Annotated in this window: 18 protein-coding genes and 1 pseudogene; 11 read left to right on the top strand and 8 right to left on the bottom strand. The window is 73.5% G+C overall.

What is annotated here, in order from left to right:
• Window positions 1-2 precede the first annotated feature (2 nt).
• From CP981_RS04985 to glpK, 6 genes and pseudogenes are all read left to right on the top strand, one after another.
• Complete coding sequence (locus CP981_RS04985; RefSeq protein ID WP_085928678.1) at window positions 3-2,408, top strand: glycoside hydrolase family 31 protein; 2,406 nt, start codon at window positions 3-5, stop codon at window positions 2,406-2,408.
• A 226-nt stretch (window positions 2,409-2,634) separates the two neighbouring features.
• Entirely contained in the window at window positions 2,635-3,474 is an 840-nt protein-coding gene (locus CP981_RS04990; RefSeq protein WP_150522312.1) for a M15 family metallopeptidase, read from the top strand.
• 518 nt (window positions 3,475-3,992) lie between these two features.
• Window positions 3,993-4,406 (top strand): annotated as a pseudogene (locus CP981_RS38090) (Zn-ribbon domain-containing OB-fold protein); the annotation flags it as partial.
• Between the two features lie 306 nt (window positions 4,407-4,712).
• Window positions 4,713-5,891 (top strand): lipid-transfer protein, encoded by a 1,179-nt coding sequence (locus tag CP981_RS38095; RefSeq protein WP_280117066.1) that lies wholly within the window; start codon window positions 4,713-4,715, stop codon window positions 5,889-5,891.
• 267 nt (window positions 5,892-6,158) lie between these two features.
• On the top strand, window positions 6,159-6,926 hold the full coding sequence (locus CP981_RS05000; protein ID WP_085928529.1) for an MIP/aquaporin family protein: 768 nt from the start codon (window positions 6,159-6,161) through the stop codon (window positions 6,924-6,926).
• A gap of 79 nt (window positions 6,927-7,005) precedes the next feature.
• Window positions 7,006-8,544 (top strand): glycerol kinase GlpK, encoded by a 1,539-nt coding sequence (gene glpK / locus CP981_RS05005; RefSeq protein ID WP_085928528.1) that lies wholly within the window; start codon window positions 7,006-7,008, stop codon window positions 8,542-8,544.
• 65 nt (window positions 8,545-8,609) lie between these two features.
• Here the strand turns inward: glpK and CP981_RS05010 are convergent, their stop codons facing one another.
• The 3 genes from CP981_RS05010 to CP981_RS05020 all read right to left on the bottom strand — a co-directional run bounded on the left by CP981_RS05010 (window position 8,610) and on the right by CP981_RS05020 (window position 10,983).
• Window positions 8,610-9,221: a GTP-binding protein gene (locus CP981_RS05010; protein WP_085928527.1), complete on the bottom strand. Its 612-nt coding sequence runs from the start codon at window positions 9,219-9,221 to the stop codon at window positions 8,610-8,612.
• A gap of 220 nt (window positions 9,222-9,441) precedes the next feature.
• Window positions 9,442-10,053 carry a TetR/AcrR family transcriptional regulator gene (locus CP981_RS05015; protein WP_085928526.1) on the bottom strand — a complete coding sequence of 204 codons (612 nt, stop codon included), beginning with the start codon at window positions 10,051-10,053 and terminating at the stop codon, window positions 9,442-9,444.
• A gap of 60 nt (window positions 10,054-10,113) precedes the next feature.
• Window positions 10,114-10,983, bottom strand: a complete 870-nt coding sequence (locus CP981_RS05020; RefSeq protein ID WP_085928525.1) for an alpha/beta fold hydrolase — start codon at window positions 10,981-10,983, stop codon at window positions 10,114-10,116.
• 214 nt (window positions 10,984-11,197) lie between these two features.
• Between CP981_RS05020 and CP981_RS05025 the strand changes: the two genes are divergently transcribed.
• Window positions 11,198-12,025 (top strand): PP2C family protein-serine/threonine phosphatase, encoded by an 828-nt coding sequence (locus CP981_RS05025; RefSeq protein WP_085928524.1) that lies wholly within the window; start codon window positions 11,198-11,200, stop codon window positions 12,023-12,025.
• A gap of 36 nt (window positions 12,026-12,061) precedes the next feature.
• Window positions 12,062-13,063, top strand: a complete 1,002-nt coding sequence (locus tag CP981_RS05030; protein WP_085928523.1) for an MASE1 domain-containing protein — start codon at window positions 12,062-12,064, stop codon at window positions 13,061-13,063.
• A gap of 13 nt (window positions 13,064-13,076) precedes the next feature.
• Here CP981_RS05030 and CP981_RS05035 read toward each other — a convergent pair whose 3' ends face one another.
• From CP981_RS05035 to CP981_RS05045, 3 genes are all read right to left on the bottom strand, one after another.
• Window positions 13,077-13,490, bottom strand: a complete 414-nt coding sequence (locus CP981_RS05035; RefSeq protein WP_085928522.1) for a DUF742 domain-containing protein — start codon at window positions 13,488-13,490, stop codon at window positions 13,077-13,079.
• Window positions 13,491-13,574: 84 nt separating this feature from the next.
• Window positions 13,575-14,015, bottom strand: a complete 441-nt coding sequence (locus CP981_RS05040; protein WP_085928521.1) for a roadblock/LC7 domain-containing protein — start codon at window positions 14,013-14,015, stop codon at window positions 13,575-13,577.
• The gene (locus CP981_RS05045) at window positions 14,012-16,831 is read right to left on the bottom strand and encodes a sensor histidine kinase (protein ID WP_085928520.1); all 2,820 of its coding nucleotides are present in this window, start codon (window positions 16,829-16,831) and stop codon (window positions 14,012-14,014) included. The genes CP981_RS05040 and CP981_RS05045 overlap by 4 nt, the downstream gene beginning before the upstream one ends.
• Window positions 16,832-17,144: 313 nt before the next feature.
• Here CP981_RS05045 and CP981_RS05050 point away from each other — a divergent pair, with 313 nt between their 5' ends.
• Complete coding sequence (locus CP981_RS05050; RefSeq protein ID WP_229894227.1) at window positions 17,145-17,588, top strand: hypothetical protein; 444 nt, start codon at window positions 17,145-17,147, stop codon at window positions 17,586-17,588.
• A gap of 10 nt (window positions 17,589-17,598) precedes the next feature.
• Here CP981_RS05050 and CP981_RS05055 read toward each other — a convergent pair whose 3' ends face one another.
• Window positions 17,599-17,928 (bottom strand): bifunctional 3-phenylpropionate/cinnamic acid dioxygenase ferredoxin subunit, encoded by a 330-nt coding sequence (locus CP981_RS05055; RefSeq protein WP_085928518.1) that lies wholly within the window; start codon window positions 17,926-17,928, stop codon window positions 17,599-17,601.
• A gap of 160 nt (window positions 17,929-18,088) precedes the next feature.
• Here CP981_RS05055 and CP981_RS05060 point away from each other — a divergent pair, with 160 nt between their 5' ends.
• Together CP981_RS05060 and CP981_RS05065 are read left to right on the top strand one after the other, a co-directional pair.
• Window positions 18,089-18,895 carry an IclR family transcriptional regulator gene (locus CP981_RS05060; protein ID WP_085928517.1) on the top strand — a complete coding sequence of 269 codons (807 nt, stop codon included), beginning with the start codon at window positions 18,089-18,091 and terminating at the stop codon, window positions 18,893-18,895.
• A 225-nt stretch (window positions 18,896-19,120) separates the two neighbouring features.
• A complete protein-coding gene (locus CP981_RS05065; RefSeq protein ID WP_085928516.1) occupies window positions 19,121-20,206 on the top strand; it encodes an S-(hydroxymethyl)mycothiol dehydrogenase in 1,086 nt (361 codons plus the stop codon).
• A gap of 28 nt (window positions 20,207-20,234) precedes the next feature.
• Here CP981_RS05065 and CP981_RS05070 read toward each other — a convergent pair whose 3' ends face one another.
• Window positions 20,235-24,911, bottom strand: a complete 4,677-nt coding sequence (locus CP981_RS05070) for a coiled-coil domain-containing protein (protein ID WP_085928515.1) — start codon at window positions 24,909-24,911, stop codon at window positions 20,235-20,237.
• Window positions 24,912-25,098 lie beyond the last annotated feature (187 nt).

The raw sequence follows: 25,098 nt of genomic DNA on the forward strand, positions 1-25,098 counted from the left end.
GCATGGACGGGCGGGATCTGGTGCGGTCGGTACGGATGATCAGGGCGGTCGGGCCGGCGCAGGGGCTGCGGTCCGTGCGCTCGGCGTGGCGGGCACGGAGAGCGGATGCACGGGCGCTGCCGGGGCGCGGCGCGGAACGGGCGCGGGTCCCGGGGGCGGCGCTGAGCGCGGAGCCCCAACCGGGCGGCGGGATGATCCATTTCGCGCGGTCGTCGCTGCGGGTGCGGGTTGCCTCGGGCGGTGCGGTGTTCTGCGGCTGGGACGGTGCCGAGCCGGAGCCCTCGTACGCACTGGCCGGGGCGTGTCCCGAAGTGGATGCGCGGGCGGTGCTGGAGCCCGATACGGAGGGCGGCTGGCGGGTGGTCTCCGAGCGGGTGCTGGTGGTGGTGTCCCGGCACGGCGCGGTGGAGGTGCGGACGCCCGGCGGGGCGGTGCTGCGGCGGGAGTTGCCGCCGCGCTGGTGGGACCGTACTGGTGACGAGGGCGCGGACGGGCGCGCCGGGCGGGCGGAGGGGTGCGGCGGCTCGCGCTGGGTGCAGCGCTCGGAGGTGGCGGCCGACGCCCGGTTCTTCGGGCTGGGCGGCCGGGCGCACGGGCCGCGGCTGCGGGACGGGGCGTACCGGCTGTGGAACACCGATCCGGGCGGCACCTTCGGGCCGGGCGACGATCCGCTGTCGCTGACGATGCCGGTGCAGCTGGTGGTGGCGGACGCCGGTACGCATCTGGTCTTTCACGACAATTCCTGGGACGGCCGGGTCACCCTGCGCGAGGGCGCGGAGGGCGCGGGCTCGGGGCATGACCGGCCGGGCACCTGTGAGCTGCGGATGGACGGCGGGCCGCTGCGCTACTGGGTGCTGGCCGGGTCCCCGGCCCGGGTGCTTCAGGTCTGGACGGCGCTGACCGGTGCGCCCGCGCTGCCACCCCAGTGGGCGCTCGGGTATCAGCACGCCCGTTGGGGCTTCGGCGGAGAGGCGGAGGTGCGCCGGGTGGTGGCCGGCTACCAGGAGCGGGAACTGCCGCTGTCCGCCGTCCATTTGGACATCGACCATTACGACCGGCACCGGGTGTTCACGGTCGACCGGCAGCGCTATCCGGACCTTCCGGGGCTGGCTCGGGAGTTGCGCGCGGACGGGGTGCGGCTGGTGTCGATCGTGGATCCGGCGGTGAAGGCCGAGCCGGGGGACGCGGTGTACGAGGGCGGGGCGGTGGCGGACGCCTTCGTACGGGACGCGAGGGGGCGCGAGGTGCGCGGGGTGGTGTGGCCGGGTGAGTCGGTGTACCCCGACTTCACCGATGCGCGGGTGCGCAAGTGGTGGGGTGCGCTGTACGCGGAGCGGCTGTCGCAGGGCTTCGCGGGGTTCTGGCACGACATGAACGAGCCGGTCTCCTTCGCCGCGTTCGGGGAACGGACCCTGCCGCGCTCGGCACGGCATGCGCTGGAGGGGCGGGGCGGCGACCACCGGGAGGCGCACAACATCTACGGCCTGGCGATGGCCCGGGCCGGCTTCGAGGGGCTGTGTGAACTGCGGCCGGACGAGCGGCCGTTCCTCTTCTCGCGTTCGGGCTGGGCCGGGATGCAGCGCTACGGCGGCAGCTGGTCGGGCGATGTGGCAACGGGCTGGCCGGGGCTGCGGGCGTCGCTGTCGCTGGTGTTGGGGCTGGGGCTGTGCGGGGTCCCGTACAGCGGCCCCGATATCGGCGGGTACTCCGGGGTGCCGTGCCCCGAGCTGTATCTGCGGTGGTTCCAACTGGGCGCCTACCTGCCGCTGTTCCGCACCCATTCGGCGCTCGGGGCGGGGCGGCGGGAGCCCTGGGAATACGGGAGCGAGGTGCTCGGTCATGCCCGTACGGCGCTGCGTGAGCGGCAGCGGCTGCTGCCGTACTTCGAGACGCTGGGGCAGTTGGCGCGGCTGACCGGGGCGCCGTATGTCCGGCCGCTGTGGTGGAGCGCGCCAGGGGACCGGGCCCTACGGGACTGCGAGGACGCCTTCCTGTTGGGGGATGCGCTGCTGGTGGCGCCGGCGCTGGCGGCGGGGGTGACCCGGCGGCCGGTGCGGCTGCCGCGCGGCCGGTGGTACGACACCGCCACCGGGCAGGCGTACGACGGTCCCGGGCAGGTGTGGGTGGAGGCGCCGCTGTCGCGGATTCCGGTGCTGGCGCGGGCCGGTGCGGTGCTGCCGGTGGCCGGGGCGGACGGCGGGACCGAGCTGGAGGTGTGGGCGCCGGTCGCCGGGCGCGGAGGCAGCGGGCTGGTGGTGCCGGACGCCGGGGACGGCTGGCAGCGGCCGACGGTGGAGCGCTTCACCTCGCGGCGCTCGGGCGGCCGGGTGGTCGTGGAGCGGCGGGACGGGGGCGCGGTGGGGTATCCGGTGCGGGTGCGGGGGCTGGATGACGGGGTGGAGGGGTAGCGGGGCGGGGGTGTGGGTGGGCGCGCGGGCGGGGTGCGTGGCTGCGCGGGCAGGCGGGCAGGCGGGCAGGCGGGCAGGCGGGCAGGGGAGGCTTCGCAGGGGCGGTGGCCGCGGTGTGTGGTGGGTCGGCGGTGTGGTGGGAGGCCTGCGTGGTGGGCCGGGTGCGTGGTGGGAGGCGTGCGTGGTGGGGCTTCCTCTGCGGCTGCCGGGCTGGTAGACGAGGGCCATGCCGAGACTTGCTGCCGCGCTGCGCGGCCTTGCTGCCACTGCCGCTGCGTTGATCGCTGTCACCGCGCTCTCGCCGAACGCGACGGCGGGCACCGCCGTCCGCCCGGAGTCGGCGTCGCCGCCCGCCCACGACCCCAAGGCGCCACGGGAGTTCGTATCGCTGCGCAGCGTGGACCCCACGATCATTCAGGAGATGCGCTACTTCACCCCGCACAACTTCATGGGGGTCCCGGTGACCGGCTACCGGGCTCCGATGTGCCTGCTGACGCGGGACGCGGCGCGGGCACTGCACCGGGCGCAGGTGTCGTTCCTGCGCCGCGGATACTCCCTCAAGGTCTATGACTGCTACCGCCCGCAGCGCGCCGTGGACCACTTCGTGTCCTGGGCCAAGGACCTCGGCGACCAGCGGATGAAGGGCGAGTTCTATCCGCGGGTCGATAAGTCGACGCTCTTCCGGGACGGCTATATCGCGGAGAAGTCCGGGCACAGCCGGGGCAGCACCGTCGATCTGACGCTGGTGCGGCTGCCCGCGCTGCCGACCCGGCCGTACGTCCCCGGGGAGCCACTGGCGCCCTGTTACGGCCCGAAGGCGGTCCGCTTCCCGGACAATTCGGTGGACATGGGCACCGGCTTCGACTGCTTCGACACCCTGGCGCACACCCTCGACCCACGGATCACGGGCGCCCGACGGGCCCACCGCCTGCTGCTGAAGGACGGCCTGGAGCGCGCCGGATTCGTCAACTACCCGAACGAGTGGTGGCACTACACCTTCACGCCAGAGACCTTCCCGGACACGTATTTCGACTTTCCGATAGGGGGGCGGGCGGTGGGGCGGTAGGAGCGGCGGGCGAGCGCCGGGCCATCCGGGTCCGGTGCCGGAGCCGGAGCCGGAGTGTCTGCGGGCTGGTCACCTGCGGGCCGGGGCACGGCATCACCCCCGTCGATCCCGTGCCCCGGACCCTGTTGTGGGGGACGCCGCCGGGGCGCGTCCGGTTCGGCGAAATCCGGAGCGGCATTTCGTTCGGGCGTTGATTCCTCCGGGCGGCCGTCGCGTCGGCCGCCGAGGGCGCGGGGGCCGGGAGGGCCGGATGCCGGGGGCCAGGCTGCGGACGAGGTGGGGCCGTGGCATGAAGGAACGCGGCCGGCGATGCCCGGCGGACGCCCCCCATCCTGCGGGCGCTCCCTCTCGCCTCACCCTGTGGCCGCTCCCCCTCGCGAGCAGCTTGATCACCCGGAGGCCGTGCTGGACCGGGGTTCCGCGCCGGGCGGTGGCGTGCCAGAATTTCTGACGTTCCGTCAGTTCTGCTGTTCTCGGTCTGCGGTTGAGGAGGTTCTGTGGCGCGTACGCGGAAGCCGGTGGTGCCGGGGTGGTTCGACCAGGACGCGGCGGACTTCCGGCTGCTGGGGACCCGGTGCCGGGACTGTGGCGCGGTGTTCTTCCCCCGGGAGGACACCTTTTGCCGCAACCCCGTGTGCGGGGGCGGCGAGCTGGCGGAGGTGCCGCTGTCCCGGCGCGGCACGGTCTGGTCGTACACCGACAGCCGCTATCGCCCGCCCGCCCCCTACGTCTCCGACCCCGACGCCGTATGGGAGCCGTACCTGCTGGTCGCGGTGGAACTGGCGGAGGAGCGGATGGTGGTCCTCGGCCAGGCCGCGCCCGGCGTCCGCGCCGCGGATCTCACCATGGGCACGGAGGTCGAGCTGGTGCCGGGGGTGCTCCACGAGGACGCGGAACACGTCTGGACGACCTGGCAGTGGCGGTTGGCGGGGGGCGGGCGTGGGGGCGGGCGTGGGGGCGGGGGCGGGGGCGGGGGCGAGTCGATATCCGCGTCGCGGAGGCCGGGTACGCCCGGGGCGGTACCCGCCGCCCGGGGACCAGTGCCCGCTGCCCCGGAAGCGGTACCTGCGGATGCGGTACCCGCGGATGCGGTACCCGCGTCTCTACACCCGCCCACCCCCCGAAGGGGGGTGGGCGGCGGGGAAAAAAATAGCGCCGTGGGTGGGCGGCGGGTAGATAGGCGCCCCCAAGCGCGCCTCGCCCCAGGCCCCGCCGGCGGAAGCAGCGCGAGTGGCGATGTGGCCGTGCTCGGTGCCGGTATGCATCCCTGGGGCAAGTGGGGGCACAGCTTCGTCGAGTACGGGACGAAGGCGGCCCGGGCCGCGCTCGCGGATGCCGGGCTCGACTGGCGCGCCGTGCAGAGCGTGGTCGGTGCGGACACGGTACGCGGCGGCTACCCCGGGTATGTGGCCGGGGCGACTTTCGCCAAGGCGCTGGGCTGGCAGGGCGCCCGGGTGACCAGCGTCTACGCGGCCTGTGCGTCGGGCGCCCAGGCCATCAACACCGCACGGGCGCAGATTCTCTCAGGGATGGCGGACGTCGCCCTGGTGGTGGGCGCCGACGCCGCGCCCAAGGGGTTCTTCACCCCGGCGGGCGGCGAACGGCCCGACGACCCGGACTGGTTGCGGTTCCGGGTGCTGGGGGCCACCAACCCGGCGTACTTCGGGCTGTACGCGCGCCGCCGGATGGCCCTGTACGGCGACACCACCGACGACTTCGCGCAGGTGAAGGTGAAGAACTCGGCGGCGGGCGCGGCCAATCCGTACGCCCGCTACCGCAAGGCGGTCACCGCGCAGGAGGTCGCGGCATCCGCCGTGGTCGCCGATCCGCTGCGGCTGCTGGACATCTGCGCCACCTCCGACGGCGCCGCGGCACTGGTCCTCACCAGCATGGAGTTCGCGCGCCGGCACGGCGCCACGGACCCGGTCCGGATTCGCGCGGTCTCCACGGCCACCCCGCACTATCCGCGGACCGTACTGGACCTGCCGGATATCGCCACCGACTCCGCGGCCGCCGTACCGGAGCCGGAGACCGGCTTCCGGGCATCGATCGCGCGCACCGCCTACGAGGAGGCCGGGATCGGCCCCGAAGACCTCTCGCTGGCCGAGGTCTACGACCTCTCCACCGCCCTGGAGCTGGAGTGGTACGAGGATCTGGGGCTGTGCGGCGCCGGTGAGGGCGCCAAGCTGCTGCGGGACGGTGCGACGGCGCTGGGCGGGCGGCTGCCGGTCAATACCAGCGGCGGTCTGGCCTCCTTCGGCGAGGCGGTGCCGGCCCAGGCCATCGCCCAGGTCTGCGAACTGACCTGGCAGCTGCGGGGCCAGGCGGGTGCACGGCAGGTGCCGGCTGCCCGGGTGGGGGTGACCGCCAATCAGGGGCTGTTCGGACACGGGTCAGCCGTAGTCGCGGTGCGGTGAGGGCGGGCGGGCCGACGGGCGAGCGGACGGGCGGACGGGCGGAGGGACGGGCCAACGGGCCAAGGCACCAAGCCCAGTCCCCCAACACCCGCCCCGGTACGCGACCTTGACGCCCCCTCACCACCGGTGAACACTTCCGGATGCCAGTCGGCATCGCCGTACTCAGGCACCCCGGCCGGGTGGCAGCGGCTGTCCGCTGCCCGCCGGTGGCACGCACCCTGCACGGAGGACCGGGGGACGTCCCCGGGCGAGGGACAAGGAGCCGCCATGTATTCCAATGGGGACATCGTCGTCGGTGAAGTGATCGGCACCGCGATACTCACTCTTTTCGGCGCCGGTGTCTGCGCCGCCGTCACCCTGCACTATTCGAAGGCGAAGAGCGCCGGCTGGGTCGTGATCGCCTTCGGGTGGGGCATGGCCGTACTGGCCGGGGCCTACACCGCGGCGCCGCTGTCCGGCGGGCATCTCAACCCCGCGGTGACGCTGGGCTCGGCGGTCGCGGGCGGTACCGAGTGGTCGAAGGTGCCGCTGTACGTCCTGGCACAGATGGCCGGCGCGGTGATCGGCGCCGTACTGGCCTGGGCGCTGTATTACGCGCAGTTCGCCGCCAACGCCGAGCAGAGCAAGGCCCAGCCGACGCTGGGGATCTTCTCCACCGCCCCGGAGATCCGCAAGCCGGCTGCCAACCTGGTGACCGAGATCATCGCGACCATCGGTCTGGTGCTGCCGCTGCTGTTCTTCGGTCAGAACAAGGGTATCGGCATCGGCCAGGTCCCCGGCGAGCATGCCGGGATCTACGGCTCCGGGATCAATGTGCTGCTCGTCGCGCTGCTGGTCGTCGGCATCGGGCTGTCACTGGGCGGGCCCACCGGCTATGCCATCAATCCCGCCCGGGACCTCGGCCCGCGCTTGGTGCACGCCCTGCTGCCGATACCCAACAAGGGTTCCTCCGACTGGAGTTACTCCTGGATTCCGGTGGCCGGGCCGCTGATCGGCGCGGTGCTGTCCGGTCTGGTCTTCAACGCGGCGTTCTGACCCTGCCGGGGCGGGGCCACCAGGCCCGCCTCGTGGCCCCGCTGCACCCACTCACCAGGACTTCAGGAGGCGTGACGGCATGACGGAGCGAACCGGGAAGAGCGAGAAGTACGTCGCCGCGATCGATCAGGGCACCACGTCGAGCCGCTGCATCATCTTCGACCACGGCGGGGCGATCGTCGCCGTCGACCAGCGCGAGCACCGGCAGATCTTCCCCAAGCCGGGCTGGGTGGAGCATGACGCCACCGAGATCTGGTCGAAGGTGCAGGCGGTGGTGGCGGGCGCGCTCGCGAAGGCGGGGCTGCGCGCGGACCAGCTCAGTGCGCTGGGCATCACCAACCAGCGGGAGACCACGGTCCTGTGGGACCGGGCCACCGGCCGGCCGGTGCACCATGCGATCGTCTGGCAGGACACCCGTACGTCTCAGCTGTGCGCGGAGCTGGGCGGCGCGGACGGTCAGGACCGCTTCCGGGAGGCCACCGGACTGCCGCTGGCCAGCTACTTCTCCGGGCCGAAGGCCGCCTGGCTGCTGGATGAGGTGCCGGGGCTGCGGGCCCGTGCCGAGCGCGGGGAGATCGCCTTCGGCACCATCGACTCCTGGCTGATCTGGAATCTGACCGGCGGCACCGACGGCGGAGTGCATGTCACGGATGTGACCAACGCGGGCCGCACGATGCTGATGAACCTGTCCACTCTCCAGTGGGATCCGGCGATCCTGTCGGCGATGAATGTGCCGGCCGCGATCCTGCCGGAGATCAGGTCGTCGGCGGAGGTGTACGGCACGGCCGTGGGGCAGCTGCACGGAGTGCCGGTGGCGTCCGCGCTCGGCGACCAGCAGGCGGCCGTCTTCGGCCAGACCTGCTACGGCGTCGGCGAGGCCAAGAACACCTACGGCACCGGCTCGTTCCTGCTGCTGAACACCGGCAACCGCCCGGTCCCGTCAAAGAACGGGCTGCTGACGACCATGGGCTACCAGCTCGGCGGGGAGGCTCCCGTCTACTGCCTGGAGGGGTCCATCGCCATCACCGGAGCCCTGGTGCAGTGGTTCCGCGATCAGCTGGGCCTCATCGCCTCGGCCGACGAGATCGAGCCGCTGGCGGCGAGCGTCCCGGACAACGGCGGGGCGTATGTCGTGCCGGCGTTCTCCGGTCTGTTCGCACCGTATTGGCGCTCCGACGCCCGTGGCGTCATCACGGGTCTGACCGGCTTCGTCACCAAGGCGCATCTGGCGCGTGCCGTCCTGGAGGCGACCAGCTGGCAGACCCGGGAAGTGGTGGACGCCATGTACCAGGACTCGGGTGTGCAGATCACCCAGCTGAAGGTCGACGGCGGAATGACCGCGAACCAGCTGCTGATGCAGCATCAGGCGGATGTGCTGGGGGTGCCGGTGATCCGTCCGGTGATCTCGGAGACCACCTGTCTGGGGGCGGCGTACGCGGCCGGGCTGGCGACCGGTGTCTGGCAGGACCTGGACGAGCTGCGGAGCCACTGGCAGCGGGACACGGAGTGGACGCCGCGGATGGACGCGGCGGCCCGCGACCGCGAGTTCGCCAACTGGCGCAAGGCCGTGGAGCGGAGCTTCGGCTGGCTGGCCGAGGACGGCTCGGCAGGCTCGTAGCGCGGCGGGACAGAGACGTACGGCCGGTGCCCGGACGGCGGGTACCGGCCGTACCTTCCTGCCCGTCAGGGCACCGCGGGCTCCCGCCGGCGGGCGCTGGTCCGCATCGCGTGCTCGACGACGGAGATCAGCACATCCCGTGCGGAGTCCTTCAGCCGGGCGTCGCACAGCATCACCGGCACCTGGGGGTCGAGGTCCAGGGCGTCCCGTACGGCCTGCGGCGGGTAGCGGTCGGCGCCGTCGAAGCAGTTGACGGCGACGGTGAAGGGCAGTCCGCGCCGCTCGAAGTAGTCGATCGCGGCGAAGCTGTCGGCGAGCCGGCGGGTGTCGGCGAGCACCACCGCGCCGAGCGCCCCGCGCGCCAGCTCGTCCCACAGGAACCAGAAGCGGTCCTGGCCCGGGGTGCCGAAGAGATAGAGGACCAGTTCCTCGTTGACGGTGATCCGTCCGAAGTCCATCGCGACGGTGGTGGTGGTCTTGGCCTCCACCCCGTCGAGGTCGTCGACCGGCCGGCCCGCCTCGGTGAGCCGTTCCTCGGTACGCAGCGGTTTGATCTCGCTGACGGCGCCGACCAGGGTGGTCTTACCGACCCCGAAGCCGCCCGCGACCAGGATCTTGAGCGTCACCGGTTCGACGGCGGCGGACCGTCGGCGGCGATCGGAACGCCCGAAGGCCATGGGATTCTTCTCCTGAATTGCCGGGTAAACGGGTGGAGCTCACGCTTGATCCCGAGCCTCGGCGCACGGGCAGCAGGTGCAAGGGAACGGTACAACGTGCTCAGCACGGCGCCCACTTGAGATGTGTCACGCTCGGGACACGCCGTGGGGCAGAGGTCGCCAACCTGCCCAAATGGGCAGTGGGCGATGGTTGGTGGTGGGGGCGCGGAGCCGTATGCGGTCAGCGCGGGGTGAGGGCGCCGGGCCGGTCGAGCAGGCCCAGCACGCTCACGAGGCTGGATTCGATGAAGGCGCAGAGCTCGTCCTGGGCGCCGGGCTCCTCGGCGGGCCAGCTGATGACCGCCTCCTCGGCGAACGCCATCCAGGCGCGGGAGGCCAGTGCGAGCCGCGGGGCGTCCGGCATGCCGAGCCGCCGCTGGCCGTCGCACACCCGCCGGGCGAGGGTCTCCCGGGTCGCGCCGACGATGTCGGTGACGGCGGGGTGGCTGCCGGCGGCGCCCCGTACCAGGGCGAGATACACCTGACGGTGTTCCAGGACGTAGGACACGAAGCCGGCGATGAAGGACCGCATCCAGGCGACCGGCTCCAGTGAGCCGTCCGGTTCCGTCGCGGCGGTGAAGCGGTCGCAGGCGGCGCTGACCACCGCGCGGTAGAAGTCGCGCTTGGAGTCGAAGTAGTGGAAGAGCAGTCCGCGGGAGATCCCGGCCCGGCGGGCGACCTCATCGGTGGACAGCTCGTCCAGGGAACGGTCGGCGAGCATCTCCAGACCGATGCCGACCAGCTGCTCCCTGCGCTGGTCGGGCGTGAGGCGGGTGGTTCGCTTGCCGGACATGCCCGCAGTTTACGGCGGCGGGAGGCCGGGACGGCCGCGATGTCCCGGCCCGCCACGGCGTCAGACGTACTGTCCGAGGTGCGCCAGGATCGGCGGCATGACGAGGCCGGGGGCCTCTTCGGGCAGCCAGTGGCTGGCCCCCTCCAGGGCTTCGAAGCGGTACGGGCCGTCCACCCACTCCCCCGTCGACTCGGCCGCGCCCCGGCCCAGGGCGACGTCCTCGCTGCCCCACAGGAAGAGGGTGGGGACGGTGATCCGGCCGGCCGGTACGGAGATGACCGACTCCGGGGCGCGGTACCAGTTCAGCGTGGCGGTGAGGGCGCCCGGTGCGGAGAGCCGGCGGACGTTGTCGTCCACCAGGGCGGCGGGCACCTTGCCGCCGTACGCGGCGCGCAGCCGGGCGGCGTCGTCGGCGAGCAGGGCGGCCTCCGCGGCGCCGTCGTCGCGGCGGAAGAAGCGGACGTAGTCGAGCATGTGGTGCTGGGCGGAGTCCTCGGCGGCCGCGCGGTTGAGTGCGTCCGGGTGCGGAGTGGCCAGCACGGTCAGGGACTTCAGCCGCTCGGGGTGGGCGCCGGCCACCGCCCAGGCGACCATGCCGCCCCAGTCGTGCGAGACCAGGTGGAAGCGGCCCGCGCCCTGGGAATCAGCGAAGGCAAGGGCGTCGGCGACGAGTTCGGGCACCGCGTAGTCGGCGATCCGGGGCGGGCGGGCGCGCGGGGAGTAGCCTCGCTGGTCGACGGCGACGGCGCGGTAGCCGGCCGCGCCGAGGGCGGTGAGCACGTCGCTCCAGGAGTCGGCGAATTCGGGCCAGCCGTGCAGCAGCAGGACGAACTCTCCGTCGGTGGGCCCGCAGGCCAGGGCGTCGTAGGTGTGCTGGCCGACCTGGATCTCCAGGTGGTCGAAGGGTGCCGGGGTCGCGTCCGGGGCCATGGCGGCGGATCTCCTTCTGTTGACAGCTGCTCAATAGGCACCGTACCGCGCCATTGAGCGTTGCTCAACAAAGCCCGCACGTCGTGCCCTGGGCAGGCCGGGCGCCCCTCCCCCGGGCCGCGGCTCGGCCGTCAAGAGCCCACCCGTCGGCGGTAATCTGAAACCCAGCAGCGTGTCGCCGTACCGGGGGGCCGATCCGGAGCGGAAGTGCTGGATGGAGCAACGCCACACCACCCCGACCCCGCCGCCCGACGAGCTGCTGCGCCGCCTCGGCCACCTCACCGGCCAGGTGATGGCACGGATCAAGCTCCAGCAGGCACGGGTGGCGCTGGCCGTGGAACTCCAGCGGCACATGCTCCCGCCCGAGCTCCCGGGGCTGCCCGGCCTCCAGACCGCGGCCCGCTACGTACCGGCCCAGACAGGTCTGGACATCGGAGGCGACTGGTACGACGCCTTCGTGCTGCCGGACGGCTCGCTCGGCTTCGCCATCGGCGACGTCCAGGGCCATGACGTCGAGGCCGCCGCCTTCATGGGCATGGTCCGCACCGGTCTGCGCGCCATAGCGGGCGCCACCACCGACCCCGGCGACGTGCTGAGCCGGGCCAACGACCTGCTGGTGTCGATGAGCTCCGATCTGCTGACGACCTGCACCTTTCTGCGCTTCGACCCGGTCGCCGCGGAGCTGGCCGCCGCCCGCGCCGGACATGTGCCGGCGATCTGGGGCACCGCCGAGGGCACGCAGGTGCTCCAGGACCCGGGGGGACTGCCGCTGGGTCTCTTTCCCGGCGCGACATACCCGGTCACCCGCCGCCGGCTGTCCCGGGCGGGAGCGTTCGTGCTGATCACCGACGGGGTGGTGGAAGGGCCGACCTACCCGATCGAGAAGGGGCTGGCGCGGGTGGCCGCACTGGTCGGCGCGGCGTACGACGCGGACGCCGACGAGCTGGCCGGCGAGGTGATCGCGGTGGCCGATCTGACCGGGCACCGCGATGACGCCGCCGTGCTCGTCCTCCGCCACAGCGGCGGGCCCTACACCCCCTAGCGGCGGCCCGGCGGCACGGCAACGAGTGGAGGTCCGGTGCGGCACACGGAGTGGCTCGGGCGTCATGGCGCCACCGCCGCGTGGAGCCTGGCTGTCGCCGCCGTCTACTACGGCAGCGCCGAGCTCGGGCTGCTCCAGGAACTGGTCCGCGGGCAGGTCACCCCGCTGTGGCCGCCGACCGGTATCGCGCTGACCGCGCTGCTGCTGCTCGGGCCGCGCATCTGGCCGGGGATCGCGCTCGGCGCCTTCCTGGTCAATGTGTCGCTGGGCCCATCGCCGGCCGTGGTGCTCGCGATCGTCGCGGGCAACACGCTCGGTCCGCTGCTCGCCTACCGGCTGCTCCGCCGCGCGGGGTTCCGCGTCGAGCTGGACCGGCTGCGGGACGCCGTCGCGCTGGTGTTCCTCGGCGCGCTGACCGGGATGCTGGTGAGCGCGACCATCGGCAGCGGCGCCCTGGTGCTCTCCGGGGCGCTGCCGGCGGCGGAATTCTGGCCGACGTGGGCGGTGTGGTGGACCGGCGACGCGATGGGCGTACTGGTGATCACGCCGGTGCTGCTGCTCCTCAGCGCCGCCCGATGGCCGACGAGAGAGCAGATCCGTCCGCTCCGGTGGCTGGAGGCGGCGCTGCTGGTGGCCTGCACCTGCGCGGTCACCCTGCTGGCCGTGAGCAGTCCGGTGAACCTGCTCTATCTCGTCTCACCGTGTCTGATCTGGGCCGCGTTCCGCTTCCAGCGGGCGGGCGCCGCCCCGTGTGCGCTGCTCGTCTCGACGATCGCGATCGTCGCGGCCGCCGAGTCATGGGGGCCGTTCGCCCGGCACGAGCTGCTCACGAACATGGCCACTCTCCAGGCCTTCAACGGGATCACCGCGCTGACCGCGCTGCTGCTCGCCGCGGTCGTCACCGAGCGGCGCAACACCCATGAGGAGATCCGCCGGGTCTGCGCCCAGCTGGCGGAGGCGATCTCCCGGCTGGATCCGGGCGCCGCCGTCGAGCAGTGGCCGCCGCCGCGGAAGCAGAACCCGGACGACGACGGCTGAGCCGCCCGGCGGATCACAGCGCGCGCAGGCCCTCGATCACCTCGCGCAGCACCTTCTCGTCGGGCAGCTCGGCGGGCGGCACCGGCCTGCTGACGTGGACCAGCTCCGCGTCCAGCAGATCCCCGATCAGGACCCGTACGACGCCGACCGGCAGATCGAGTTCGGCCGCCAGCTCGGCGACCGACAGCGGCTCCTGCCGGCACAGCGCGACGATCTCGACATGCTCGGGCGAGAGCATCTGATCGTCGACGGCCTCCTCCGTGCGGCTCTCGGCGATCACCAGCGCGATCAGATCGAGGCGCCCCTCCGCCGCCGTACGGGTGCGCCCGCGCGTCATGGCATACGGCCGGACGACCGGGCCCGCGTCGTCGTCGAACCAGCGCGCGGTCTCCCGGTCCCGCGCCGTCCGGCCGTCCTGCTCACTCATGCCGCAACCTCGCCGCGCCCGCGGGGCGCGCATCTCTGCACGAGGAGCCGGCTACCCGCGCTCATGGCGTCACCCTCGTCGTCCTCAGGGGGTCAGGCCGGCCCGGGGCGCGGTGGCCAGGTGCGTGCCCACGCGCTTGACCAGCAGCGTCATCTCGTACGCGATCAGCCCGACATCGGAGTCCGCATCGGCCAGTACGGCCAGGCAGCTGCCGTCGCCGGCCGCGCTGACGAACAGGAACGCGTCGTCCAGCTCGACCATGGTCTGCCGGACCTGGCCCGCGTCGAAGTGCCGGCCGACGCCCTTGGCCAGGCTGTGGAAGCCGGACGCGACCGCGGCCAGATGCTCGCCGTCCTCGCGGGTCAGGTCCTTGGAGGCGCCGGTGGCCAGGCCGTCGCTGGAGAGGATGAGTGCCTTGCGGATGGAGCCGACCCGCTCGACCAGTTCGTCCAGCAGCCAGCTCAGCTCGCCGACTCCCTTCGCCGAGACCGGTGCGGTGGAAGCTGCTGCCTTCGGTGCGGTCATGGACCGTCCCCTCCCGATGTGGTTCCTGGTGGTGCTGTGCTGCCCGTGACGTCGCCGTCGTGGTCAACGGTGTCACGGGCGTCCGGGCCTGTGCGGTCCGGGCCTGTGGTGTCCGCGGCCGGGTCCTCGCCCCGCGGTGGCGTACCGGTCGCGCGCGGCTCCTCGCCGTTGTCGCGCCGGCCGCGCTGCCAGCCGCGCTGGAGCGAGGCCATCTTGGCGCGTACCGCCTCGGCGTCCCGGTCGTCCGCGGCCGGCACGGTGCCGCGCGCCTCGGCCGGTTCGGCGGCGTCGGCCTTGAGCTGGGGCGCGAGGCTGGCCTGCCGTACCCGGCGGGGCAGGCCGGTGGACGTGGTCGGCGCGGGCGTGTCCGGTCCCCCGGCGCGCTGCGGGGCGTCGGGTGCCGGGTCCTGGGGCGCGGCGGACGACGACGGCCGGTCCGCGGCACGCCCGGAGCCGTCGGGGCCGGGGCGTTCGGTGTCCCGCCTGCGCCGGGCGTCGCGGTCGTCGACCGTACGGCCGTGGTCGGAGACCAGCACCGGCGGGCGCCGGCGGCGCGGCAACGGGGCCGGCCCGCCGGGCGCCTGATCCCGGGTCTGCTGGTGCTGTTCGCCCTCCGGGGCGGGCGGCACGGGGGCGATACCGCGCGGCGCCGAGGACGATCCGGCCGGTGCGGCGGGGCCCTTCGGGTCGCGGCCGCGTTCCCGCTTCCGGAAGAGGCCGTCCTCCTCGTCGGGGGCCGGCTCGTCCGGGCCGAGCGGTGCCTCGAGTTCGACCGGTCCGTCGATGACGGCCGGGTCCCGCTCGCGCTCGGGCCGCGGCACCGGCCGCTGCGCCAGCGCGGCCAACTTGCCGGCCGCGTGCTCCAGTTCGTTGCCGACGGAGGCGCCGGGGGCCGGCTCGTCGTCGTCCCGGCCGCCGTCGGCGGTCTCGGTGAGGAGCGTCCCGGGGAGGAAGACCACGGCGGTGGTGCCGCCGTACGGCGAGGGCTGAAGGGAGACCCGTACGTTCTGCCGCTGAGCGAGCCGGCTGACCACGAACAGCCCGAGCCGGTCGGTGTCGGACAGCTCGAACTCGGGGGTCTCGGCGAGCCGGAGATTGGCCTCCAGCAGCAGGTCGGGCGCCATGCCCAGGCCGCGGTCGTGGATCTCCAGGGTGTAGCCGTTGGCGACCCGCTCGCCCAGCACCTGGACGGCGGTGTGCGGCGGGGAGAAGACGGTGGCGTTCTCCAGGAGTTCGGCGATCAGGTGCGTGAGGTCGGACACCGCGGGGCCGTCCACCGCGAGCCGCGGCATCCGGCGCACCTCGATCCGCTCGTAGTCCTCCACCTCGGCGACCGCCGCGCGCACCACGTCCATCAGCTGGATCGGTTTGCGCCACTGCCGGGAGGGGGCCGCGCCGGAGAGGATGACCAGACCCTCCGCGTGCCGGCGCATGCGGGTGGTCAGGTGGTCGATCCGGAAGAGGTCGGCGAGTTCGTCGGTGTCCTCGGTACGCCGTTCCATGGCGTCCAGGAGGGTCAGCTGGCGGTGCAGCAGGACCTGGCTGCGGCGGGCGAGGTTGACGAACACCTCGGAGACGCCGCGGCGCATCTCGGACTGCTTGACCGCGGCCTCGATCGCGGCCCGCTGAAGGGTGTTGAGCGCCTGGCCGACCTGGCCGGTCTCGTCCTGGCCGAACACGAGCCGGGGCGCCTCGGTCTCCACATCGATCTGTTCGCCCGCCGCGAGCCGCCGCATGACGCTCGGCAGCCGGACGCCGGAGACGTCATGGGCGGCCTTGCGCAGCCGGATGAGGTCGCGCACATGGCGGCGGCCGATCCGGAACGAGACGATGATCGAGACCAGCACCGCGACAAAGCCGAGGACACCGGCGATGGCGGCCTTGAGCAGGATGTTGGTGGCGACCGGGGCGACCCGCTCCTGGTAGCGGTCACCGGCGGCCTTGCCCATCCGCTGGAGGTCGCCGAGGACCTTCTTCGCCGCGGTGTTCCAGCGTTCGGCGTTGACCCTTCCCGGTCCGCCCTGGGCACCGGCGGCGATCACCCGGTCCTCGTAGGACGTCAGCTCGCGGGCCGGTGCGGAGCGCCAGTAGTCCGCGTAGAGGCCGCGGTCCTTCGCGGGCAGCATGGGCAGGCTGGTCTCGTAGAGGACCCGGCGCTCGGCGACCAGGTCGGACAACGCCCGCAGATCGCGCTTGCTCATACTGCCGGAGGCGAGCACCGCGGACATCAGGGCGTCCTCGCGGGCGACGGCCTCCCGGGCGCGGGTGACGATGACCAGCGCCCGGCCCTGCTTGTCCATCTCCACGTTCTCCAGGGCGTGGAGCGCGGCGAGGAAGTCATAGCTGGGGTCGACGAGGGAGTTGTAGCCCTCCAGGGCCTCGTCGCGGGAGACGGTGTTGTCCTCGACCTGGGCGCGCAGCGAGCCGAGTCCGGACAGGCCCTTGAGGATGCCGCGCATCCGGTGGCCGGTGTCGCCGGTGAGGTCCTCGCGGACGTCGCGGGTGCCGGCGTCGGTGCGGAGCCGGGTGACGGCCTCGTCGGTGGCCCGGGACCGTGCCCGCAGTTCGCCGAGCGCGTCGGCGCCGCGCCGGTCGGCGAGGTACAGCAGGCTTTGCCGGCGCTCGCGTTGCAGGGCCTGGACGACGTCCTCGACCGGATACCCCAGCTTCTGTACGACGTTGCCGACGTCCAGCAGCTGGTCGGCCTCCCGCCCGGTGAGGTAGGTCATGAACGCCCACATGGACGTCAGGGACACCAACGGTACGAGCAGCAACGCCACGATCTTCCGGCGGACCGACTTCCCGCGAAAGCGCATGGCCTCCCCTACGTCAACCCCGGCGCACGGGGGTGGTGTTCCGTCAACAAACGGCGTGAGCCTACTACTCTCGGGTGACCGAGCCGAAGGCCACTTCGGAGGTGGGGGCGGGTGCCGGGGAGGGATCGTCATGAGTTGTCCGGTGATTCCCGGACAACCCGCCCGTGTTTCCGGGACCGGCCGAGGTCATCGGTGTCCGGCGGGAAGCCGGTCGGTTGGCCGGTTCTGCTCTACCCCGGGGTAACCCTGTGCGCGCTCGGTACGTGACCATGGGAAGGGACGGGGTGCGGCACCAGGGGCGTGTACCGGTGAAATCCGGGCAGCCACCAGGGAACCGGACACGCGGGGAGAGTGCGGGGAGAGTGACGCGGTCATGGACACCGGCAGACAGCCTTTGTGGCAGGAGGAACCGGCGGCCCGGCCCCGGATGGCGGAGCCGGTACGCACCGCCGCCGTGCGTGCCGTGATCATCGTGGCGCTCACGCTGATCCAGGCCATGGTGGCGTTCCTGAGCACGCTGGCGGGCTCCTGGCTCGCGTTTCCCGCGGTGCTCAGCACGGTCGCCAGCACCGTGGTCGCCACCTGGGGCGTGCTGGACGTCTGGGTGACCCGCCAGGTGTGGGTGCAGCGCAACGGGGTGCGCTCGCAGCCGAGCAGTACGGCCCGGGAGCTGCGCCGCGAGCGGCGCCGGGCCCGGCGGCAGCAGCGCCGGGAGTCCCGGAAGGCTTCGTCGGGGATCGATCGCGCGGCCGCGTGACCGACGGGTTTTACGCCACCGCCTCTTCCCGCACGGCGGGCCGTACATGAATGATGCCGTCCAGGACGTCGACCTGGTGCGTGCGCACCGGCCGGCGGGCGGGCAGACAGGTCGGGGCCCCGGTGCGCAGGTCGAACAGGGCCGCATGCAGCGGGCATTCGACGAAGCAGCCCTCGACCCAGCCCTCGGAGAGCGAGGCGTCCTGGTGGCTACAGGTGTCATCGACGGCGTAGTAGCCGCCCTCGGCGCGGAAGACGGCGATGGCCGGTGTGGCGTCATCGATCTCGATCCGGACGGACTCGCCCTCGGGCAGGTCCTCGATACGGCAGACGGGAATCATCTGGCCCCCCTCTCGCTGATCGGTATCATGTGTTCTGAATAACGCATCGCAAAGCGCGATGCGCAACAGAATCCAAGCCGGGGAGCGGGCCGTCAAGGGCTTCCCGGCAGATGCCTTCAGACGTGCCCCGCGGGGCCACCGGGTGGTGACACAAAGACCCATGTCGAAGACTTCCGATACGGCAGACGACCGGTCCGAGGAACGGCGCGGCGGAGCGGGATCCGTCCAGTCCGTGGACCGCGCGGTGAGTGTGCTGGAGATCCTGGCCAAGCTGGGCGAGGCCGGGGTGACCGAGATCAGCGAGGAGTTGGGCGTCCACAAGTCGACCGCGTTCCGGATCCTCGGGGTGCTGGAGCACCGCGGGCTGGTGGAGCAGGAGAGGGAGCGCGGGAAGTACTACCTGGGCGCCGGCGTTTTGCGGCTGGCGGGTGCCGCGGCGATCCGGCTGGACATCTCCCAGGAGGGCCAGCCGGTGTGCCGGGCGCTCGCCGAGGACACCGGGGAGACCGCCAACATCGCGGTGCTGGACGGCGATGCCGCGGTCAACATCATGCAGGCCAGGGGCTCCGCGGCGGTCACCGCGTACAACTGGCTGGGCCGCCGGACCCCACTGCACGCCACCGCCAGCGGCAAGGTCCTGCTGGCATATCTGCCCGCCCCGCGCCGGGAGACCCTGGTGACCCGCAAGCTGCCGCGGTTCACCGAGCACACCCTGACCACGGCCGCCGGTCTGCGCGAGCAGCTGACCGCGGCGCTGGAGGACGGATTCGCCTGCACCAGCGAGGAGTTGGAGATCGGGCTGAACGCGGTGGCGGCGCCGGTGCGGGCCCACGACGGCGCCGTGATCGGCGCGATCGGCGTCTCGGGACCGGCGTACCGGATGGAGCGTCAGCTGCTGCCGGAGCTCGCGGAGCGGGCCGCGAAGGCGGCCGCCGACCTCTCCCGCCGGATGGGGTACCCGGGTTGAGCGGGTAGCGGAAAATCCCTCTTGACGGATCCCTGGCGGACTTCCAGCATGTCTCCTATAGCGCAACCGAGCGCACTATAGGCAACACGGCGACGGAGGCGGACCGTCCTCCACCACCGTCCCCGTCCTCAGCACAGCGCACCACTCCCCCTCACCCGCATCCGTGCCACCTCACGCGTGCTACCCGCCCTGCCGCCGCCGCAGGCGCTGTTTTAGGAGTGAGACATGCCGCACGAAGCCCGCGCCGTCGTCGCCCTCAAGAAGGGCGCCCCCGTCGAGGTGCTGCCGATCCTCGTGCCCGACCCCGGTCCGGGCGAAGTGCTCGTGACCGTCCAGGCCTGCGGGGTGTGCCACACCGATCTGCACTATCGCGACGGCGCGATCGGCGACGACTTCCCCTATCTGCTCGGCCACGAGGCGGCCGGCGTCATCGAGGCCGTCGGCCCCGGTGTCACCGAACTCGCGCCCGGCGACTACGTGGTGCTCGCCTGGCGGGCACCCTGTGGCCAGTGCCGGGCCTGCCGTCGTGCCCGCCCCTGGTACTGCTTCGCCTCCCGCAACGCCACCCAGCCCATGACCCTGCTGGAAGGCACCGAGCTGACCGCGGCCCTGGGCATCGGCGCGTTCGCCGAGAAGACGCTGGTGGCCGCCGGGCAGGCGGTGAAGGTCGATCCGTCGGCGCGCCCGGAGGCCGCCGGGCTGATCGGCTGCGGGGTGATGGCCGGGTACGGCGCGGCGGTGCACACCGGCGGCGTGGGCAGCGGGGACACCGTCGCCGTCATCGGCTGCGGCGGCGTCGGCAACGCCGCCATCGCGGGCGCCTCCCGGGCCGGGGCGCGGCGGGTCATCGCCGTGGACCTCGACGACGGCAAGCTGGACGCCGCCGAGCGGTTCGGGGCCACCGACACCGTCAACTCCCGTGGTACGGACCCGGTCGAGGCGGTCCGGGCGCTCACCGGCGGGCACGGCGCCGATGTGGTGATCGACGCGGTGGGCCGCCCGGAGACCTACCGGCAGGCGTTCTACATGCGTGACCTGGCCGGCACGCTGGTCCAGGTCGGCGTGCCCGAGCCGGACATGCGGATCGAGCTGCCGCTCATCGATCTCTTCTCGCGCGGCGGCGCACTGAAGTCGTCCTGGTACGGGGACTGTCTGCCCAGCCGCGACTTCCCGGTACTGATCGATCTGTTCCTGAGCGGCAAGCTCGATCTGGAACGGTTCATCAGCGAGACCATCGCCCTCGACGACATCGAACCGGCCTTCGCCAAGATGCAGCGCGGGGAGGTCCTGCGGTCGGTGGTGGTGGTCTGACCGCCCGCAGGACCTCTCGCGCCGCCGGTCAGCCGCCGGCCGGGTCCGCCGGCTCCTCGGGGGCCGGGTCCTCCGGACGGCGGTACATCCGCGTCGCCGTGATCTGTCCGTGCACCGCCTCGCCGGACGGGTCCGGCTGCGGCAGGCCCGGCCGCAGATGCTCCTCGACGCTGATGTACTTCAGCCCGGCCCGCAGATCCGCGTCATTGCGCAGCCGGATGACCAGCGGGAACTCGGCGAGCGCGGTGGTGTCGAACAGGCCGGTGGTGTAAAGCAGCTGGACGCCCAGCGCATCGGCGACGGCGCGCTGGAGCTCCAGCAGATAGGTCGCGTTGGCGCGGCCGATGGGGTTGTCCAGGAACAGCGTGCCGGCGTGCCGCTGCTTGTCGCGGCCCCGGTCGTTGCTGCGCAGCGCCGCCATCGTGCAGTACAGCGCGATGGCGGCGGTCAGCAGCTGGCCGCCGGAGAAGACATCGCCCATCTGCCCCACCGGCACCCGCTCGGCGCGCAGCACCGCGTCCGGCTTGAGGATCTCCACGGCCACCCCGCGCGGCTGGAGCGCCGCGCTGACCCCGCGCAGCAACAGGGACATCCCGTCCCGCCGCAGATCGCTGTTCTTCTTCACGGCCGACCGGGTCGCCTCGTCGATCACCTCGCCGAGCCGCTCGGTGAGCGTGACCTGGTCGGGGTCCTCGAACCGGATCCGCAGGAACTCCTGCCCGGACCACTCCCCCAGCCCCTCGGGCAGCCGCGACAGCCGCTGGGCGGAGCGCAGCGTCGTCAGCGACGACTCGACCAGGCCGCGCAGCCGGTCGACGATGGAGTCGCGGTTGCGCTCCAGCTGCTCCAGCTCGTCGGTGAGCACCCGCAGCCGGGGCGCGAAGGCCTCCGCCCACTTGGCGGCGTGGTCCGGGAGGGCCGAGGCGGGCAGTTCGCGGATCTGCTGCCGGGCGGGGGTGCGGACCTGTTCGTAGCGGGTGGAGTTGGCGTGTCGTACGAGGATGTCGCTCGCCTCGCGCACCGCGGAATCGGCGGTGGACAGATCGGCGGCGCAGCCGCGCAGCGAGCGGCGGGACTCGGCGGCGGCCTGCCGGGCGTCCGCCAGCTGTCCGGCGTACGCCTCGATCCCGTCCGCCGGTTCCTCGGCATCCTGGTGGTCACGGAGCAGATCGCGCAGCAGAGCGGCGGTCTCGTCGAAGCCGCCGGCCGCGTCCTCGGCGGCGCGGTGGCCGCGCAGCAGCTCCTCGTGCCGGTCGCGGGCCGCCGTCAACGCCTCGCTGGCGGTGGCCAGTTCGCCCGCCGCGGTGCGCAGCAGCTCCTTGGCGCGGTCGGCGTCCGCGGGCACCAGCTCCTCGGGCAGCTCGGTGTGCGCCTCGCCGTCCGTGGGGGCGAGCCGCTCGGCCTCACCGCGCAGCCGGCCGAGCTGCTCACTGGCGGCCGAGGCACGGGTCTCCAGCATGTGCACCAGCGACTCGGCGCGGGCGGCGGCGGCCTGCCGGGACGGGCCGTCGGCGGCGTCCGGGCTCTCCAGGAGCGCCTCGGCGCGGGTACGGACCTTGTTGGTGAGACGGTTCAGCTCGGCCAGCGCGGCGCTCTCGTCGCCCTCGGCGCGGGCCTGTTCAGCGCGCAGATCGGCGCCGACGCCGACCTTCTCGTAGAGCTGGGAGGCGGCGCGGTAGGCCTCACGCAGCGCGGGCAGCGAGGTGCTCGCCCCCTCGGGGGCCTCCCCCAGGTCGTCCGGTACACCCGCGATCTCGGCGCGCTCGGCGCGCAGCGCGCGGGCGGTACGACGGGCGTCGTCGGCGGCGCGCTGGGCGGCCCGGCGGTCCTCGTCGGCGGCCCGCGCGCGGTCCACACACTCCTCGGCACGGGCCTCGAACTCGGCCGCCTCGTCGGCGAGTTCCCGCATCCGGGACTGCCAGGAGGCGCGCTCGCGCAGCCGGTGGGCGAGCCCGGCCAGCAGGTCGGCGGCGCGGCGGGCCCGCTGCGCGGCCTCCTGGCGCTCATCGCGCACCTGGGTGGCCTCGGCCGCGGCCTCGTCGGTCTCGGCGCGCGCCGCACGGGCCTCGGCCAGCTCCGCGGCGGCCTCGTCGGCTGCCGTACGGGTCTCGTCCGCGGCGGCGGCCAGTTCAGCGAGCCGGCCGGCCGGGCAGCCCGTACGCCAGGAGCCGAGCCGGGCGGCCAGCGCACGGTCCCCGGCGAGCCGGGCGGCCAGCGCACGGATCTCCTCGTCACGCTCTATGGCGCGCGCCCGCAGCGCCTGGCGCTCCTCGTCGGCGGCGGACTCGTCGTGCATCGCCGGGTTCGGCGGGACGAGGAAGACGCCGGATTCCCGCTCGTCGGGCGCGGGGGTGGGGGCGAGCAGTGCGGCGGCGGTGCCGACCGCGACGGCCGAGCGGGGCAGCAGCGCGGCCTGGGCGAGCACCTCGCGGGCCCGCGCATGGGTCTCCGGGTCCGTGATGATCACGCCGTCGACCAGCTCGGGACGGGCGGCCAGCACCCGGGTGTGGTCGGCGGGGTCGACGGACTGGGCGAGATAGCGCCAGCCCGGCAGCGCGGGAACGCCGTGCTCGCCGAGATACTCCACGGCGGCCAGCACATCGGGCCCCGGGGGCAGCAGACCGCCGTCGCCCAGCGCGCCCAGGATCCGCGCATCGTCGGCGGCGGCCGTCCGCAGGTCGAACAGCTGCCGCTCGGCGCCGGCAACGCCCTCCTCCAGCAGCTCGCGCAGCTCGTCGGCGTTGCGGTCCAGCTCCTCGGCCGTCAGCGGGCCCGCGGTGGGACGGCGCGCGACGCCCGGGTCCGCACCGGACGTGGCCGTACGGGGACCGGGCACGGACTTGGCCTCGGACTGCGGGAGGCCGAGGAGGTCGGCGAGCCGCTGCTCGGCGCCGATGGACTCGGCGGCCCGGCGCTCGGCCTCGTAGGCGCGCTCGGCGGCCTCGGCGGCGTCCTCGGCGCGGGCCGCCGCCAGCTCGGCGGTGGAGTGCCGGGCGGTGGCCGCACGGGCGCGGTCGGTGGCCTGCCGGGCGGTTTCACGGGCCGAGTCCCAGGCCTCGACGGCGGTCTTCTCGGCGTCCGCGGCGGCGAGCGCGGCACGGGCCGGGTCGGCGTCGGGGGCACTGTCATCCAGCCAGCCGGCCCGGACGGCCTCGGCGGTCTCCTCGGCGACCTCGGAGAGCCGCTGCTTGAGGTGCTCGGACTCACTGCGGGCGCGCTGGGCGTGGGTGGCGGCGCTGGTGGCGTCGCGGTGCGCCGACTCACCGGCCTCCTGGAGGGCGGCGGAGCGTTCCTCCTCCTCATTGGCGATCCGCTCACCGGCCTCGGCCGCCGTGTGCAGGGCGCGGACCAGGTCGGCGGCGGCCGTGGCACGGGCGGCGAGCGCGGGCGCGGCGTCCCGCTCGGCCTCGCGGATGGCGGCGGCGACCCGCGCGGAGCGGTCCGCGGCGGCCCGGTGCCGCAGTGCGGTCTCGGCGGCCTGCCAGGCGCTGTGCAGCGTACGGGCGTCGTTGAGCTCCCGGCGCTGGGCGGCGGCGCCCTTCTCCGCGGCGGCCAGCGCCAGCGAGGCATGCCGGTAGGCGAGTTCGGCGGAGACCAGGGAGCGGCGCTCGCGTACCCGCTCGGCGTCGGTGACGCGGTGCGCGGCGGCGGCGACCTGCTCGGCGAGTTCGGCGGCGCGGCCGCGCTCCTCGGTGCCCCGGGCGTGCAGCCGCTGGGCCAGGCCGCGGGTGCGGCGCTCGGCCCCGGCATGCACCTCGCGGGCGCGTTCGCGCTGCTCGGCGGCGTCGGCGATACGCGAGAGCAGATCGAGGGAACCGGCCGTGAAGTCCCGTTCGGCGGTGAGTTCGGCGCGCCGGCCGAGCTTGTGGGCGAAGCCGTGCACCAGATCGGCGAGGCCGTCGGTGTCGCGGGTGTCCGTGACGGCGCGCAGCAGCAGGTCGGTGAAGTCCGAGTCGTTCTTGACCGCGAAGAGGCCGGCCGCCTCACCCTCGTCGGCGTTCATCTCCCGCTGGTAGCGGAAGAGCTCCGGGTCCAGACCCAGCTCGCCGAGGTGCTCGTTCCAGCGCTCGTGGATCTCTTCCCAGACGACGTCCAGATTGGGGTAGTTCTTCCCCGCCTCGGTGAGGATGTCGCGGAAGCCCTTCATCGTACGGCGGCGGCCCTGGGCGCCGGAGCTGCCCTCGCCGCTCTCCTGACGCGGGCGGACGACGGTGGCCTCGGCGACCGGAAGCGAGTCCAGGCTCATACCGGGGCCGGGCCGGAAGCTGTACCAGGCCTCGGCGAACTTCCGTGGGTCGTTGGAGACCTGCCGCCCGCGCCACTCGCTGACCTTGCCGACGACCACGCTCTCGCCGGTGAGGACGTGCTGCCACTCCAGGGCGACATGGCCGCAGTCGTCGGCGAGCAGGAACTTGCGCAGCACGCCGGAGCTGGCGCCGCCGAGGGTGTTGCGGTGGCCGGGCAGCATCACCGAGAAGATCAGCTTGAGCAGGACGGACTTGCCGCCGCCGTTCTCCAGGAAGAGCACACCCGCGGGCGCCGGGCGGCGCGGCGGGCCGACCGGTTCGTCCTCGAAGAAGTCCGCCTGGGCCGGGGCCGGTTGGGGTACGGGCGCACCGACTCCGCGCAGGTCCATGACGGTGTTGGCATAGCGCGCACCGGCGGGCCCGATGGAGTAGAGGCGGACCCGGGACAGCTCGTACATGGCGGACTCTCGTTGTCGTGGTCGGGAGGGGCGGGAGGGGTGGGGAGGTCGGGCGGGGCTGGCAGGTGGGGCGGGTCGGGCGGGGCGGGCAGGTCGGGAGGGGGCGGCGGCGCTCCCCCGCCCCCTCCCCCCCTCCCCCTTCGGGGGAGGGGGCGGGGGTGGGTTCGGGGGTGGGGGGGAGCCTCGG

It is taken from the genome of Streptomyces platensis (assembly GCF_008704855.1).
In the GTDB taxonomy this organism is placed as follows: domain Bacteria; phylum Actinomycetota; class Actinomycetes; order Streptomycetales; family Streptomycetaceae; genus Streptomyces; species Streptomyces platensis.